This is a genomic window from Neptuniibacter sp. QD37_11, from assembly GCF_047778105.1.
Classification (GTDB): Bacteria; Pseudomonadota; Gammaproteobacteria; order Pseudomonadales; family Balneatricaceae; genus Neptuniibacter.
The window spans coordinates 746,184-763,022 of record NZ_CP180552.1; the positions used below are offsets into that span (position 1 = coordinate 746,184).

Sequence of the window (16,839 nt, forward strand, 5' to 3'; positions counted from 1 at the left end):
ATATAAACTACATATAAGGTATGTATAAAGCGATTTATACATCTTTTTAGGTATAAATATAGACATAAGTACTAAAATAAATGTAGTATTACTACAAAACCAATATTATAAGGTCTGTTTAGTCATTCAGCTGCTACTTTTAATGTAACAAGTTGGTTTGGTTAACAAAGATCAGATTACAAAAAATACATGCTGCGTTAACTTTTTAGAGTGGAGAGGTCAAAGTGCAAGACATTATTGATGACGTTGATCCAATTGAAACCCAAGAGTGGTTGGATGCGCTGGAATCAGTTGCAAAGAATGATGGCGACGATCGTGCCAAATACATACTGCGTAAGTTAGGTGAAAAAGCCAATGATATGGGCGTAAGCTCAGGTACGGCACTGACTACACCTTATCGCAATACTATTTCTGTTAAAGATGAATCACGTATGCCAGGCGACCTGTTTATGGAGCGCCGTATTCGTTCTTTCATTCGTTGGAACGCAATGGCAATGGTTATGCGTGCTAACGACAACGAAGATGGCCTAGGTGGCCACATTTCATCTTTCTCCTCTTCTGCAACACTATACGATATCGGTTTTAACTACTTCTTCCGTGGTAACGAAGGCGGTCAGGAATCTGACATGGTCTTCTTCCAAGGCCATATCTCTCCAGGTATCTACTCTCGTGCTTACCTAGAAGGTCGTTTAACTGAAGATCAGATGGATAACTACCGCCGTGAAGTTGATGGCAACGGTCTTTCATCTTACCCACACCCGTGGTTGATGCCTGATTTCTGGCAATTCCCAACCGTATCTATGGGTCTTGGTCCAATTCAAGCAATCTACCAAGCGCACGTTATGCGTTACCTTTCTGCGCGTGAATTGATTAATCGTGGTGATCGTAAGGTATGGGCTTTCCTAGGTGATGGTGAGTGTGATGAGCCAGAATCTCTAGGTGCTATCTCTCTCGCGGGTCGTGAGCAGCTTGAAAACCTGATCTTCGTAGTTAACTGTAACCTACAGCGTCTTGATGGTCCTGTTCGTGGTAACGGCAAGATTGTTCAAGAGCTAGAAGGTATCTTCCGCGGCGCTGGTTGGAACGTTATCAAATGCCTATGGGGTCGTCATTGGGACGCCCTGTTCGAAAAAGACACTAAAGGTCTTCTTCAAAAACGCTTTGACGAAGTTTGTGACGGTGAGTTGCAAAACTACAAGGCTAATGGTGGTGCGTACACTCGTGAGCACTTCTTCGGTAAGTACCCTGAACTACTAGAGATGGTTTCAGATCTGTCTGACGACGACATTATGAATCTGAACCGTGGTGGTCATGACCCATACAAAGTATTTGCTGCATACAACGAAGCAGTAAATCACAAAGGTCAGCCAACTGTAATCCTTGCACAGACTGTAAAAGGTTACGGTACGGGTAAATCGGGCGAAGCGAAGAACGACACGCACTCGATGAAGAAAGTAGCGATGGACGATCTTAAAGATTTCCGTGATCGCTTTAACATCCCACTATCTGATGATCAGTTGAAGGACGTGCCTTACTACCGTCCAGCACCAGATTCACCAGAAATGAAATACATGTTCGAACGCCGTGAAAGCTTGGGTGGTTTCTACCCAGTGCGTCGCACAGAGTTCGAAAAACTAGAAACGCCGCCATTGTCTGATTTTGACGGTCAGTTGAAAGACAGTGGTAAGCGCGCAGCCTCTACCCAGATGGTTCTTAACCGTGTGATGAGCACGCTGGTTAAAAATAAAAACATGGGTGAGCGTGTTGTTCCAATCGTACCTGATGAAGCACGTACGTTCGGTATGGAAGGTATGTTCCGTCAGTTGGGTATCTACACTTCTGAAGGTCAGCGCTATGTACCACACGATTCTGACCAGATCATGTTCTACAAAGAATCTAAAACAGGTCAGATTCTAGAAGAAGGGATCAACGAAGCGGGTGCGATGTCTGCATGGATGGCTGCGGCTACATCCTACGCAAACAACAACTGCACCATGGTTCCGTTCTACATTTACTACTCTATGTTCGGTTTCCAGCGTGTGATGGATTTGGCATGGGCTGCAGGTGATATGCAGGCTCGTGGCTTCCTGATCGGTGCGACTTCTGGTCGTACAACGCTAAACGGTGAAGGTTTGCAGCACCAGGATGGTCACAGCCATCTGATGGCTCAGATGATTCCGAACTGTAAGTCCTACGATCCAACCTATGGCTACGAGCTAGCCGTGATTGTTCAGGACGGTCTACGTCGCATGTATCAGGATCAGGAAAACTGCTTCTACTACATCACGACAATGAACGAAAACTACCACCACCCAGCAATGCCACAAGGTGCTGAAGAAGGCATCATTAAAGGTATGTACTTGCTGAAAGAGGGTAAAGATTCCGATAAGAAAGTTCAGCTAATGGGCTGTGGCACGATCCTTCGTGAAGTTGAAGCTGCGGCTGAAATTCTAAGCGAAGAGTTTGGTGTTGAGTCTGATATCTGGAGCACAACATCGATCAACGAACTTCGTCGTGATGCGATGTCAGTAGCTCGTGAGAACATGCTGAACCCAGAAGCTGAGCAGAAGAAAGCATACGTAACTCAGTGCATCGAAAGCCGTGGTGAAGGTCCGGTTATCGCATCGACTGACTACATGCGCTCTTATGCTGATCAGCTACGCGAATACATTCCTCGTAACTTCAAGGTACTAGGTACAGATGGCTACGGTCGCTCTGATACACGTACTAAGTTGCGTGAATTCTTTGAAGTTAACCGTTACTACGTTGTTCTGGCTGCGCTAAGAGCACTCCAGGAAGAAGGCAAGGTTGAAGGCGAAGTTGTCGCTAAAGCCATGCAGAAGTTCAACATCAACCCGGCTAAACCGGCACCGTGGACTGTTTAAGTCTGCGATGAGCTTCTTAACAGCTTAGAACTGGAGGAATTCAAAGTGAGTATTATCACAATTACTGTGCCAGACCTATCAGGTTCCACAGATGTTGATGTTGTTGAAGTGCTGGTAAATGACGGCGACACCATCAACGAAGGCGATAGCCTGATTGTTCTGGAAACAGATAAAGCATCCATGGAAGTGCCAGCGACTCATAGCGGTGTGGTTGTTTCCATGAAGGTCAATGTTGATGACCAAGTAAACGAAGGTGATCTTCTGCTTGAGCTAGATACAGGTGCTGCGGCATCTGCAGCTCCAGCCGCAGAAGAAGCGCCTGCGCCGGCTGCTGCACCAGAGGCTGCACCGGCTCCAGTTGCTGCACCTGCAGCCGCTTCTGCCGTTGAAAATGTACTGATCCCGGATCTGTCTGGTGCAACTGATGTAGATGTTGTTGAAGTACTAGTAAAAGACGGTGATACAGTATCTGAAGGCGATAGCCTGATCGTACTGGAAACAGATAAAGCATCTATGGAAGTGCCAGCGCCTAAAGATGGTGTTGTGATTTCTATGAAGGTCAACGTTGATGATCAAGTTAACGAAGGTGATCTTTTGATGGAACTGAGTGTAGGAGGTGCGGCTGCTCCAGCTGAAACTGCACCTGCTGCGGCTCCAGCACCAGCTCAGGAAGCTGCGCCTGCGCCAGCACCTGTTGCAGGTGGTAAAGAGAACGTGCTTATCCCTGATCTATCGGGTGCGAGCGATGTAGATGTTGTTGAAGTATTGGTAAAAGACGGCGACAGCGTTGAAGAAGGCGATAGCCTAATCGTACTAGAAACCGATAAAGCATCTATGGAAGTACCAGCACCTAAAGCGGGTACGGTTGTTTCCATGAAGATCAATGAAGGCGATACGGTAAACGAAGGTGATCTGCTGCTAGAACTTGAAGTTTCAGGTGGTACTGCACCAGCACCTGCGGCTCCTGCTGCTGCACCAGCTCCTGCGGCATCTGCCCCTGCGGCTCCAGCCCCAGCCCCGGCTAAGCCTGCGCCTTCTGCAGGTAAGGTTGATCTTGCTGCGCTAGAGAAGAAAAACAAAACGGTTCATGCTGGCCCTGCTGTTCGTGCAGTTGCCCGTGAATTCGGTGTTGATCTGTCTCTTGTATCCGGCACTGGTCGTCGTGGAAGAATCTTAAAAGAAGATGTTCAGGCATATGTTAAAAGTGCTCTGAAACAGCTAGCTGAAGCGCCAAAAGGCGGTGCAGTAACGGGTGGTTCAGGTATTCCGGCAATCCCTGAGGTAGATTTCAGCAAGTTTGGTGAAGTGGAAGTCGAGAAGCTTAGCAAAATTGCTAAAGTTACACGCGACAACATGAGCCGCTGCTGGTTGAACATTCCGCATGTGACTCAGTTTGATAAGGCTGATATCACTGATCTGGAAGCGTTCCGTAAAGAGATGAAAGACGAAGCTGCGAAGTCTGGCGTTAAGCTAACACCGCTGCCGTTTATGCTAAAAGCGATTGCTATCGCACTGAAAGAGCATCCGAAGTTCAATGCTTCTTTGCATGCTGATGGCGAGCACATTGTTTACAAGAAGTATGTAAACATCGGTATGGCTGTAGATACGCCTAACGGTCTGATGGTTCCTGTAATTAAGGATGCAGATAAGAAGAGTATCTACGAGCTTTCTAAGGAAGCGATCGAGTTGGCGGGTAAAGCTAAAGACCGTAAGCTTAAACCTGACGAAATGCAGGGTGCATGCTTCACAATCTCTAGTCTAGGTGGCATTGGTGGTACTGGCTTTACGCCAATTGTTAATGCACCAGAAGTAGCGATTTTGGGTGTGTCTAAAGCAGATATCGAACCGCGCTGGAATGGTAAAGAGTTCGAGCCACGTAAGATGTTGCCTTTATGCCTATCTTACGATCACCGCGCGATCAACGGTGGTGATGCAGGTAAGTTCCTAACCTACCTAAATGGCTTGCTAAGCGACATCCGTCGCCTAGTACTCTAATAAGCAAGTTTTCCACTCTCTTGGCTCGCGCCTCTTCGGAGGCGACTTTTTAGAGTGAAAAAAACAAACGGCGACTTTGTGCAGGAGGTCGCCGTTTTTTATGCCTGTATTGTTGTCACTAATCAGTCATCTCTTCGAAATAAGTTTTTAGCAAACAGGTCCTAGAGTCTTCTCATTCGTTGAAAAAGTGAGAAGAGCATGAAAGTTACTGTTTTTGGTATTGGATATGTAGGTCTGGTTCAGGCTGCAGTTCTGGCCGATGTAGGGCATGAAGTAGTCTGTGTCGATGTCGATCAGAAGAAGGTGGATGATTTAAATAAAGGCCTAATCCCTATTTATGAGCCTGGTCTAACAACTATTGTTCAAATCAACCATGAAGCAGGGCGTTTGCGTTTTACTACAGATGCAGCAGAAGGCGTCGCCCATGCTGAAATACAGTTTATTGCTGTAGGAACGCCACCAGATGAAGATGGCTCAGCGGATCTTAAATATGTGTTAGCCGTTGCAGAAACGATTGCTACCTATATGGAGTCACCGAAGATTATTGTGGATAAGTCTACAGTGCCAGTGGGGACTGCAGACAAAGTCTCTGCCAAAGTTTTATCAGTGTTGAGCTCTCGAAACAAAACGCTTGATTGTCACGTCGCCTCTAATCCCGAGTTTCTGAAAGAAGGTGCAGCAGTAAATGACTGCATGCGACCTGATCGGATAGTTATAGGCACAGATAGCAATCATGTTGAATCAGAGATGCGCGAGCTTTATTCCGCATTTAACCGTAACCATGATCGTATGATCTTTATGGATGTACGTAGTGCAGAGCTAACCAAGTACGCAGCTAATTGCATGCTAGCTACTAAAATCAGTTTTATGAATGAGATTTCCAATCTAGCTGAGCGTCTGGGGGCTGATATTGAAAATGTACGCCGGGGTATTGGTTCAGATGAACGTATCGGGTACCACTTTATCTATGCAGGCTGTGGATATGGTGGTTCATGTTTCCCAAAAGACGTGCAAGCGCTCGTTAGAATAGCAGACAGTATTGAGTATGATGCGCAGCTTCTAAAATCTGTTGAGGCAGTGAACTATCGTCAGAAATCGCTTTTGTTTAAGCATTTGAATAACTATTTTGATGGTGATTTACAGGGCAAAACTATTGCGGTTTGGGGGCTTTCATTTAAGCCAAAAACTAATGATATGCGCGAAGCTACCAGCAGGGTTTTGATGGAGGCGTTGTGGGGTCAAGGTGCTAAAGTTAGAGCCTACGATCCAGAAGCAATGGAGGAAACACAGCGAATCTATGGTCATCGTGCAGATCTTGAGTTAGTCGGAACTAAAGAGAGTGCTTTGCAAGGGGCTGATCTATTGGTTATCTGTACAGAATGGCGTGCATTCTGGTCGCCAGATTTTGACCTAATAAAAGATTCGTTGAACAACCCTGTCATCATTGATGGCCGTAATATGTACGAGCCTGAAACAGTTGAGCGTCATGGACTGGAATATTACGGTATTGGTCGAGGCCGCAGTGTTCAAAGGTAACAATTAGCTATTGAAGGTAAAGAGATGGATCTTCACTGCTTATCTTACCCTTATTTGGTAGAGGGTAGCAGCTTTGGTAAGCGCTAGTGCAGGGCAATAAAAAATTTGCGGCCGTTTTCTGTTAGGTTAGTGCAGCAATCACCTGCAGAAAAATCATGCCTCCAGGAGGTACTGTTATGCTTCTTGCTATGAGCGCAAACTCAAAAAATGTTCCTTTAAACCATTATCTTTTCACAAACGAAAAAACTAAAATAGTTCAAGGGCACTAGTAGATGAATCCGGTGAACAACCAACAGTACCGCCAGAGTAGAGAGCGTTAGAAAAGTAGATGGTGAGTCACTTATCCATCATTAGAGGGTTATAACACTTCTGACACTTAGATTGTCTTGGTTGCGGCGTAGTATAAACGCAAAATATTAATATCTATTCCATATGTTTACGATATCGAGGGTATCAACAGTGCCCTTTCTTAATTACCTGCTTTAGAAGCAATTTTATACATTGGCCTATTTTGTAAATGACTGTTCTGTAAATCGTTAGGTGAACGTTTCATCAAGCTATCATCAAAAATTCTGAAGATTGAGTCCTTCTCCGTTTGTGTTTGCTTGGTCCAGCCAATATGTTAAAGCTAAGTTTGATTACATGGGATATATTTCGCATGAAGTAATTGTTTGTTTTTATTGGTTAGGAGATAGTGCAACTAGAAGAGGTTAGGGAAGTGTCCCTTTTGGATTTAGGGTATATAATGCGCGGCATCTTATCATTGTTTCGTTAGATAAAGCTTTAAAGGAAAAGTCAGAATGTCGGATGTCAAAATTGGAATTATTGGGCTTGGGTATGTAGGTCTTCCTTTAGCTGTTGAATTCGGGAAAAAATACGAAACTATTGGCTTTGATATAGATCAAGATCGAATTAATGAACTTATCAATGGAAATGATTTGACGCTTGAAGTAGAAAGAGATGAACTGCTATCTGCTTCAAAACTAGTTTATACAGCTAATAAAGAGAAGCTTAAGTCATGTAATTTCTATATCGTGACGGTTCCTACTCCTATTAACGACCATAAAACACCTGACTTAACACCTCTAATTAAAGCCAGCGAAATGCTAGGAGATGTTATTTCGAAAGGCGATATTATTGTCTACGAATCGACTGTCTATCCTGGTGCTACAGAAGATGATTGTATACCAGTTGTCGAACGTGTTTCAGGTCTTAAGTTTAACGAAGGTTTTTTTGCTGGTTATTCCCCTGAACGAATTAACCCTGGTGATAAAGAACACCGTGTAACTAATATTCTTAAAGTCACAAGCGGTTCAACGGAAGAAGTTGCTGAGATGGTTGATCAGCTATATAAATCTATTATTACTGCAGGAACGCATAAAGCATCCTCAATCAAAGTAGCTGAAGCTGCCAAAGTAATAGAAAATACTCAGCGTGATGTAAATATTGCCTTGATTAATGAGCTTTCTATCATTTTTAATCGCCTTGGTATTGATACTTTAGAAGTCTTGGAAGCTGCTGGAACTAAATGGAACTTCTTGCCATTCCGTCCAGGACTGGTGGGCGGTCACTGTATTGGTGTCGACCCTTACTATCTTACCCATAAAGCACAGAGTGTAGGTTACCATCCAGAGATGATTCTGGCGGGGCGCCGTCTCAACGATGGGATGGGTGAATATGTTGTATCCCAGCTAGTTAAAAAGATGCTGAAACAGCGTATTCATGTTGAAGGGGCAAACGTTTTAGTTATGGGATTAACTTTCAAAGAAAACTGCCCTGATTTGAGAAATACCAAAGTTATTGATGTCGTCTCAGAATTGAAAGAGTACAACGTCAATGTCGATGTGGTTGATCCTTGGTGTTCAGCGGTAGAAGCTCAGCATGAATATGGTTTAGAGTTGATTAGTGAAGTTCCAGCTAATCACTATGATGCGATTATTATGGCGGTAGCTCATCAAGAGTTTAAGGACCAGGGTGCTGAAGCAATCAGGAAGTATGGCAAAGAAAACCACGTACTTTATGATTTGAAATACCTGCTTAATAAAGAACAGGTGGATATGCGTTTGTAGTATGAGGAAATTTGGTTTATAGGATTGAACATAAGATGACGAACAGATATGAAAATCTTAGAGCAGAGCTTTTAGATTCCCCTAAGGTTTGGTTAATAACAGGGGTTGCAGGGTTTATTGGCTCAAATTTATTAGAATCGCTTTTAAAACTGAATCAACGAGTTATTGGGTTAGATAATTTTGCTACTGGTTTCCAGGCTAACCTTGATGAGGTACAAGGACTGGTTGATGAAGATCAATGGGCAGGATTTAGTTTCCATGAAGGTGATATCAGGGATCCTGGTACTTGCCTCAAAGTTATGGAAGGGGTTGATTATGTTTTGCATCAGGCTGCTTTAGGGTCGGTGCCGCGCTCTATTGCTGATCCTCTAACAACTAATAGTGCCAATATAACCGGTTTTCTTAATATGCTAAATGCAAGTAAAGAGGCTCAGGTTAAAAGTTTTACATATGCGGCGAGCAGCTCTACATACGGAGATCACCCAGCTCTGCCTAAAGTAGAGGAGAATATTGGTAATCCTCTTTCACCTTATGCAGTAACTAAATATGTTAATGAATTGTATGCTAGCGTTTATGCTCGAACTTATGGCTTTAAAGCCATAGGTCTGCGTTATTTTAATGTATTTGGCAAACGTCAAAACCCCAATGGAGCTTATGCAGCTGTTATCCCAAAGTGGACTTCTGCGATGATTCAAAATGAAGAGGTTTTTATTAATGGTGACGGAGAAACCAGTCGAGATTTCTGTTATATCGAAAATACAGTGCAAATGAACTTACTAGCAGCAACAGCTTCTGATGATGCGAAAGATGAGGTTTATAATGTTGCGGTTGGAGATCGAACCACATTAAATTATCTTTATACTGCAATTGCTTCAGCTCTGAATCAAAACGGTTTCAATGTTCAATCGGAGCCTACATATAGAGATTTTCGTGTGGGTGATGTTAGACATTCACAAGCAGATATTTCAAAAGCGCAAACGAAACTGGGTTATGAGCCACAATACCGAATTAACACAGGTATTGCTGAGGTGATGCCTTGGTATATAAAATTTCTAAGTAATTAAGCGTCGCGATAAAAAATGTTATAAGGCTCTTTTGTTTAGGAGGCGCCTTTTTCTTTCCTGCGGCTCGTTTTATTCAAAGCTATCCAAGCTAAAGCCAATACAACTATAAAAGTCAGAGCATTTGTAGGCATCTGCAGATTAAAGTCCACGGTGGAATGGATCATCATGGCCAGTATCGACATCGAAGATCCAAAGGCTTTACCACGTAATACCTTAATTTTTACGTTTGTACTGTGCATATAGCCCTGCACCTAAGCTGCCGATCGTGAGCAGTGTTAAGGTGCCTATTACCTCGAATTCCGTAATTAATTCAATAGTCATTGTGGAACCACGACCAATAGCCTCAGTTCTATGCTCAGGGAAGGCGGTATAAAAGGTACCGGCTCTCAAGCAGAGTCTGCCAAGGCAGCATTATCTAAAGAAGTCAGCTCTGGTAATGTTATTTTTCTTGGCGCCATTAGTCATGATGTTTTGCCTAAAATGCTATCTGTGTTAGATGTTTATATATCCACTAGTTTTGTTGAAGGAATGTCTGTTGCTCTGCTTGAGGTTTTAAAAGTTGGGATTCCTGTTGTTACTACTAGAACTGGAGAGCCGTCAAGATTTGCCCAGGATGATTTTAATGGAAGAATAGTTGATGATTGGAATTCTAAAAACTTCAGTAGCTAAGTGAATTTAGTGTTGAATAATGATTCCTTTGATCGTAAACAGTGTTCTGAAAGTGTAAGTGAGTTTTCAGTTTCTTATGTGTTCGATAGATTATCTTCTAGTATTTATTTTAATTTTATGTTGCTTATATCGTAATTAATAGTTTAGGGCTCCATATCGTTCATTTATTTAATTAATAAGGTGCTTTTAATGCAGCGATTTGTTTTTCTAGGCTCCCCAATGGCTGCCTCATCTATGTCTGAGACAGTAGATCTTATATCTAAGCGATTACACAACGGTGAATTCACTCAGCACACAGTGGTTAATGTGGCTAAAGTCGTTAATATGCGTTCGGATGCTGAGTTGGCAAAATCTGTAACAGAGTGCGATATTATCTATATCGACGGAATGGGGGTTGTTTGTGGGACAAGGTTTCTTGGACACGATGTTTCTGAACGTATGGCTGGGGTTGGCCTTTTTCATCAGCTCAATAGGATGGCTGAGATAGAGTCATTATCGGTCTTTTACCTTGGTGCTAAGCAGGAAATAGTTGAAGAAACAGCTAAATGTATGCAGAAAACGCATCCTCATTTAGTTATTGTTGGCACGCACCATGGTGATTTTTGGGATGATGATGTATCACTCGTCAAGCTCATCAAAGATTCAGGTGCCAAACTTCTATTTTTCGCAATTACCTCTCCTAATAAAGAAAATTTCATTAATAAATGGAGAGGTCAATTAGGTGTCGATTTCGTAATGGGTGTTGGTGGTATTTTCGATGTTGTTGCAGGGAAGGTGCAACGAGCTCCTTTATGGATGCAAAAGTCTGGGTTGGAATGGCTATACCGAGTTATTCAAGAACCAAGACGTATGTGGAAGCGTTATTTGATTACTAATTCTAAATTCGCATGGCTGTTATTAAAAGAGAAATTCGGAGCTAATCAATGGCAATCTTAGTGACAGGCGGTGCAGGTTATATCGGTTCTCACACTGTTATTCAGCTGTTAGAGGCAGGTCGAGATGTTGTAGCCCTTGATAATCTTTGCAACAGTAGTGTAGAGGTGTTTAAGCGAATAGAGGAAATCACAGATAGTAAGCCTGTGTTTATCGAAGGCGATATCTGCGATAGAGAATGTTTAGATCAACTATTCTCTGATTATATCATTGACTCTGTTATCCACTTTGCGGGGTTTAAAGCGGTTGGTGAAAGCGTAGAAAAGCCGATTGAGTATTACCATAACAATGTCCATGGAACATTGGTTTTGTGTGATGCGATGCAAGAGGCTGGGGTAAAGAAACTGATATTCAGTTCATCTGCTACAGTTTATGGTGAAGATGCCCTGATCCCTTATATGGAATCTATGCCCCGTGGTAGTACCTCTAATCCCTATGGTACTTCCAAAGCTATGGTAGAGCAGATTCTTGAAGATCTCTCTGTTTCTGATCCTGAATGGTCTATTGCCTTACTCAGATACTTCAATCCAATAGGCTCTCACCCTTCGGGTTTGATAGGTGAAGATCCAAAGGGTATCCCAAATAACTTGATGCCTTTTATTAGCCAGGTTGCTGTGGGTAAGCGTGAAGAGTTATCTATTTTCGGCAATGATTATCCAACTAACGATGGGACCTGTGAACGAGACTATCTCCATGTGATGGATCTTGCTGATGGGCACCTCGGAGCTATGCAGTGCCTTAGTAGAACTGGCGTACACATATACAACCTTGGTACGGGCAAGGGCCTTTCCGTATTGGAGATGGTTAACGCGTTCAAGAATGTTACAGGTGTTGATGTACCTTATTGCTTTGCGCCTAGGCGGAAGGGGGATCTTCCCGCTTTCTGGGCCGATACAAGTAAAGCTGAGAGAGAGCTGGGCTGGGCAGCAACGAGAACACTGGATGAGATGATGGCTGATACATGGCGCTGGCAGTCCCAAAACCCTAATGGTTACGAGTAAATACAGCAGTACTTGTTTCCATGCTAAACTGTTTTGATTTAGACGTGCTTGTTGATGATCTCAGTCATACTATGCGGTGGTAGCGGTGCAAGGCTATGGCCGCTTTCACGTTCTCAATATCCTAAACAGTTTCTGAATCTATTTTCAGAAAGCTCCCTCCTCGGTTCCACTATCGAGCGCTCTACAAAATCTTATCATTGTTATTTTGTAGCTAACGAGGAGCATCGTTTCTTAGTGGCTGAACAAAAGCGTTGCTCTGACGTCAATGGAAAAATTCTTCTGGAACCTGTAGGTAGAAATACTGCTCCAGCTATTGCTATTGCTGCTTTGCTTGCTACTGCCGATGGTCTAGAAAGTGAAGCTATGGTGGTTATGCCGTCTGATCATCTTATTGAAGATATTAATCTGTTTCATGAGGCAATTAAAACGGCAGAAGGCTATGCTAGAGATGGTTTAATTGTGACCCTAGGGGTTACACCAACCCGGCCAGAAACTGGGTATGGATACATCAAGGCCGGTAAGCCGGTTTTTGGTTCCTCAGATGTGTTGTGGATTGAGAAGTTTTCAGAAAAGCCTGATCAAATTACGGCTGAAGCTTATGTTCGAACAGGTCATTTCTATTGGAATAGTGGTATCTATATTCTTACCCCTGCTACCTACCTGGCTCAGTTGAGAAAGCATGCACCTTATGTGTATTTAAAGGCTGTTGAGGCATTTGAAGGTTTAAAAGTGGATAGCGATTTTATCAGAGTTTCGCCTTCCGCTTTCGAGCAAATCCCTTCTATATCTATTGACCATGCCCTGATGGAGCCTTTGTGTAAAAACTCCAATGAGGCTGCTGTTGTTATTCCTTATCATTCAAGTTGGTCTGATTTGGGGACCTGGAACTCTCTTTGGGAGGTTGCTGAAAAGGATGAGGCAGGTAATGCAGTGCAGGGTGATGTATTGCTGCATGGCGTTAAAAACAGCTTACTTTACTCTTCAGGTAGGCTTATTTCAGCAGTCGGGGTAGAGGGTTTGGTTCTGGTAGAAACTCAGGATGCTGTGCTTATCGCTGATAAAAATAATGTTCAGGATGTTAAAAATATCGTTCAGCGGCTAGAAGCGGAAAACCGATCTGAGTATCTTCATCATCGTGAGGTATACCGCCCCTGGGGTAAGTATGATCTGATCGGTATAGGTGAGGGTTATCAGGTAAAGCAAATTACAGTGTCGCCTGGTGCATCACTTTCGTTGCAAAAACATAGCCAAAGAGCAGAGCATTGGATTGTGGTTAAAGGCTGTGCTGAGGTTTTAAAAGGTGAATCATCTTTCCTTGTCAGGGAGAATGAATCCACTTACATCCCTATTGGAGAGATCCATTCCCTCAAAAACCCAACTGCGGAAGAGCTTGTGATTATTGAGGTTCAATCAGGTTCATATCTTGGTGAAGATGATATCGAGCGCTTTGATGATCTTTATGGGCGTGATTAAGATATAGTTTGGAGAGATATTTCTTAAAGACTGATCCCTAAAGGTAAAAGAAAGAACTTCTCCTACAAACACTAATAACAAGGATGTTAAATGGCAAAAATTACTCATCATGGAGCGGTTAAGGGTGTACCCGGTTCCTGTCACCAGTTATTTTATAATGAAGAAAGCTCTATCCTAATTGAATGTGGATTATTCCAAGGGGATGAGCTTAATTCTGAAGCTGAACATTTCCAGTGCATTGAATTTCCAATAGATAGGATTTAAGCCCTTGTTATTACTCATTGTCAGATCGATCATGTGGGCTGATTGCCTTACCTTTTAGCCGCTGGCTTTAATAAACCTATTTTTGCGACCTTTGCTACTGCGAAATTACTTCCTCTTGTGATAGGAAATGCTCTAAAAGTCGGTTTTACTCGGGATAAGCGGCTAATAGAACAGGTGTTGGGTCTACTTAGATCTCTGATTGTGCCTGTAGAGTATAACGAATGGGTTCAGATTCCGGCTTTAATGCTGAAGGTCTTCGTTTTCAGGTTGCAGGTCATATTTTGGGCTCTGCTTTTATTGAGGCTGAGCTTTCTACTGAGCGAGTTGTGTTTTCTGGTGGTCTTGGGGCTTCTCACTCTCCTTTATTACCACCGCCAAAGTCTCCGGAAACCGTTGACGTGTTAGTTCTTGAAAGTACTTATGGGGATAAAGCGCATGAGTCTAGACAGGATAGAAGCACACGCTTAAGAGGAGTGACAGAAAATGGTCTAAGTAATGCCGGTAGGGTTTTAATTCGTGCATTCATTAAAGGGCGCACCCAATAATTGCTATATGAGCTTGAGTCTATTACCCATGAGGTGGGTGGTGATTGGGATAGTTTAGATGTCATTGTTGATTCTCCACTGGCTGAGTAATTTACAGAGCATTATCGTGAGCTAAAGGGTTTGTGGGATGGGGAGGCTTCAATGCGGGTGGAGTCTGGTTTGCATCCGCTATCTTTTGAGCAGTTGATTACTATTGATAGTCATGAAGATTATCAGCGGCTGCTTGAGTACTTAAAAGCTTGGGTAGGCCTGTCATTGTCATTGCCGCCAGTGATATGTGTTCTGGTGGGCCGATAGTCAACTCCCTAAAAGCTTTGCTGCCTGATCCGAAAACTGATGTGTTGTTTGTTGGCTATCAGGCTAAAGGTACGCCGGGCAGGGATATTCAGAAGTATGGGCCTCAGGGTGGCTATGTTGTTCTGGATAATCGGAGAATTGATAGTAAAGCAGGGGTTTATACCATCAGTGGCTATACCGGCCATGCGGATCAGCAGGATCTGGTTAATTTCGTCTCTGGTATGGGGAAGGTGCCTTCTGAAATACGTATTGTTCGTGGGCATGAAAAGCTAAGGAAGTATTAAAAGGTAAGTTATTAGAGATTTTTCCTGATTCTAAGGTTTGGGTGCCTGAGGGGTAAGGGAGTTTTAATCGCGAGGGGGCGTCGCTCCCACAGGGGGGGATTTGTAGGAAGCGCTCCATTATGTCCTGGGAGCTCGCGGTGAATAGAATTTTGAAGGATTGAGTATTGAGCGCGACGGGGTATAGCTCCCACTGGGAGTAATTAGTAGTAGGTGTGTCTCGCGGCGAAAGAAAGAGGAGGAGGGGATGAAAGGGAATTCATCAAGACTACGAAAAGGCCGGTATTCTGAAACTGGTCGAATCTATTTAGTTACTTTTGTTACTTGCAAGCGCAGAGTGATTTTCACCGAATTTGATGATACTAGATTAATGGTGAAAGTATTCAAACGTGAAATTGAATAAGCTAAGACGTTTTGCTTTGTTGTGATGCCAGATCATGTCCTTTAGCTTCTTCAACAGGGAGATGCTTCGCTGAGTAAAACGGTGCAGCGGGTTAAATCTATTTATTCTAGATATACTAACAGAAAGTTTGAGCACAATGGGAGTGAGGCGATTTGGTAAGATGGCTTTTATGATCATGCACTAATAAAGGATGAGGGATTAGTTAATCTTGCTAGGTATGGGGTATTGAATCCGCTAAGAGCTGGTATAGCGTCAAAAATTGGTAATTATTCTCAATGGAATGCTGTCTGGGTGAATGGATAATAATTGGGGGACCTTTAGCAGGTATTTGCCCCCCGAAGGGGGGAAGGGTACCGACATCCTTGTCGGCTCCTTATCTTCCCTGATCAAATAGCAGATGCCTTCATCCTTGAAGGCCTAGATCTTCCTTGACCACTCTGCTGGTAAACATATTAAGTTCAGAATTAGCGTAAATATATAAGAAAAATTCCTAATTTGATTTGCCTTGCTAAGGTGTTGTTTTTTTGCCTTTGTTCGGATGGTTTAAACTCTTTAGTTCTTTGCGTCCTTGATATGCGTGGATACAATTACTTTGATTTTTAAACCAATGGGTAGGTTTTAAGCGTGTATAGATATTTTTCAGCTTTTCTTCTGTTTTTTTCGACTTCTGTCTTTGCTGTTGAGTATTTGGTTGTAACTAACGATAGAGTAAGAGTACCTGAACAACCTGGGTTGCAAGGCAGAAGTATGCTGATGCTCAATAAAGGGCATCTGGTTATTAAATTAGAAGAAAAAGCGGATTGGACTCGAATTTATCTTATAGGTAAAGAGAAGCTAATAGGTAAGACTGATGGTTTTATGCATAGCTCGTTTTTAAAAGAGGAGCGTAAAGTCATGGAGCAGGCACTCCCTGAAGAACTTAGAATAGATATGGTGGCTGCTGATTTAGCCTGTGAAAAAATAATGAGGGCTGAATTAATGCAGGGGTGCAGATCTACGTCTGCAGTACAAATTTCATAAAGCAGCTCAATTAAGCAGTATTAAGGTTAATTGTAATGCAGAATTGGTAGCAAAATCCCGAAGTGGGGAGTTAATTCCTATACCTGTTAATCAAACGCTTGAGCATTCAGTTAATCAAACCATAGGCGATTTTTCCATGCATATTATTATGAAGGCTGATGCTTCTTATCAGTTAGAGCAGGTGGGCTTAGAGGGGAGTCGCTGTAGGCTTTTTGGGCACAGTAATTGATATCTTGTTTCATGTTAGGTGTAAGTGAATAAGGTCTGTTTTTAGCTTAGGGTTACCTCATGGGCATAGTTGCGATGCTCTTAGGTGGCCTTTTGGTAGGAGGTGTGCCTTTGTGCCCTGGGTGCTCGCGGCGAAACACTGAAACAATCGCGATGGGGCGTCGCTCCCACATCGA

Annotated in this window: 13 protein-coding genes; all 13 read left to right on the forward strand. The window is 43.1% G+C overall.

The genetic code is table 11. The features are described from left to right. Nucleotides 1-224 precede the first annotated feature (224 nt). Nucleotides 225-2,885, forward strand: coding sequence for a pyruvate dehydrogenase (acetyl-transferring), homodimeric type (gene aceE, locus ACMXYT_RS03275; RefSeq protein WP_415911848.1), 2,661 nt, complete (start codon nt 225-227; stop codon nt 2,883-2,885). Between the two features lie 45 nt (nt 2,886-2,930). Beyond that, nucleotides 2,931-4,880, forward strand: a complete 1,950-nt coding sequence (gene aceF, locus ACMXYT_RS03280) for a dihydrolipoyllysine-residue acetyltransferase (RefSeq protein ID WP_415911849.1) — start codon at nt 2,931-2,933, stop codon at nt 4,878-4,880. Nucleotides 4,881-5,078: 198 nt separating this feature from the next. Continuing rightward, nucleotides 5,079-6,416 (forward strand): UDP-glucose dehydrogenase family protein, encoded by a 1,338-nt coding sequence (locus ACMXYT_RS03285; protein WP_415900187.1) that lies wholly within the window; start codon nt 5,079-5,081, stop codon nt 6,414-6,416. A gap of 800 nt (nt 6,417-7,216) precedes the next feature. Further along, nucleotides 7,217-8,485: a Vi polysaccharide biosynthesis UDP-N-acetylglucosamine C-6 dehydrogenase TviB gene (gene tviB / locus ACMXYT_RS03290; protein WP_415900188.1), complete on the forward strand. Its 1,269-nt coding sequence runs from the start codon at nt 7,217-7,219 to the stop codon at nt 8,483-8,485. A gap of 35 nt (nt 8,486-8,520) precedes the next feature. Continuing rightward, on the forward strand, nt 8,521-9,549 hold the full coding sequence (locus ACMXYT_RS03295) for an NAD-dependent epimerase/dehydratase family protein (RefSeq protein ID WP_415900189.1): 1,029 nt from the start codon (nt 8,521-8,523) through the stop codon (nt 9,547-9,549). Nucleotides 9,550-9,900: 351 nt separating this feature from the next. Further along, nucleotides 9,901-10,218, forward strand: a complete 318-nt coding sequence (locus ACMXYT_RS03300) for a glycosyltransferase (protein WP_415900190.1) — start codon at nt 9,901-9,903, stop codon at nt 10,216-10,218. A gap of 189 nt (nt 10,219-10,407) precedes the next feature. After that, a complete protein-coding gene (locus ACMXYT_RS03305; protein WP_415911850.1) occupies nt 10,408-11,154 on the forward strand; it encodes a WecB/TagA/CpsF family glycosyltransferase in 747 nt (248 codons plus the stop codon). Next, nucleotides 11,142-12,152 (forward strand): UDP-glucose 4-epimerase GalE, encoded by a 1,011-nt coding sequence (gene galE / locus ACMXYT_RS03310; protein ID WP_415900192.1) that lies wholly within the window; start codon nt 11,142-11,144, stop codon nt 12,150-12,152. Before ACMXYT_RS03305 ends, galE begins: the two co-directional genes overlap by 13 nt. A 54-nt stretch (nt 12,153-12,206) precedes the next feature. Beyond that, a complete protein-coding gene (locus ACMXYT_RS03315; RefSeq protein WP_415900193.1) occupies nt 12,207-13,625 on the forward strand; it encodes a mannose-1-phosphate guanylyltransferase/mannose-6-phosphate isomerase in 1,419 nt (472 codons plus the stop codon). A gap of 90 nt (nt 13,626-13,715) precedes the next feature. Next, on the forward strand, nt 13,716-13,889 hold the full coding sequence (locus tag ACMXYT_RS03320; RefSeq protein WP_415900194.1) for a hypothetical protein: 174 nt from the start codon (nt 13,716-13,718) through the stop codon (nt 13,887-13,889). 221 nt (nt 13,890-14,110) lie between these two features. Next, nucleotides 14,111-14,434, forward strand: a complete 324-nt coding sequence (locus ACMXYT_RS03325) for a hypothetical protein (protein WP_415900195.1) — start codon at nt 14,111-14,113, stop codon at nt 14,432-14,434. 239 nt (nt 14,435-14,673) lie between these two features. Next, nucleotides 14,674-15,015, forward strand: coding sequence for an MBL fold metallo-hydrolase RNA specificity domain-containing protein (locus ACMXYT_RS03330; RefSeq protein ID WP_415900196.1), 342 nt, complete (start codon nt 14,674-14,676; stop codon nt 15,013-15,015). A gap of 1,024 nt (nt 15,016-16,039) precedes the next feature. Then, nucleotides 16,040-16,435, forward strand: a complete 396-nt coding sequence (locus tag ACMXYT_RS03335; RefSeq protein WP_415900197.1) for a hypothetical protein — start codon at nt 16,040-16,042, stop codon at nt 16,433-16,435. Nucleotides 16,436-16,839 lie beyond the last annotated feature (404 nt).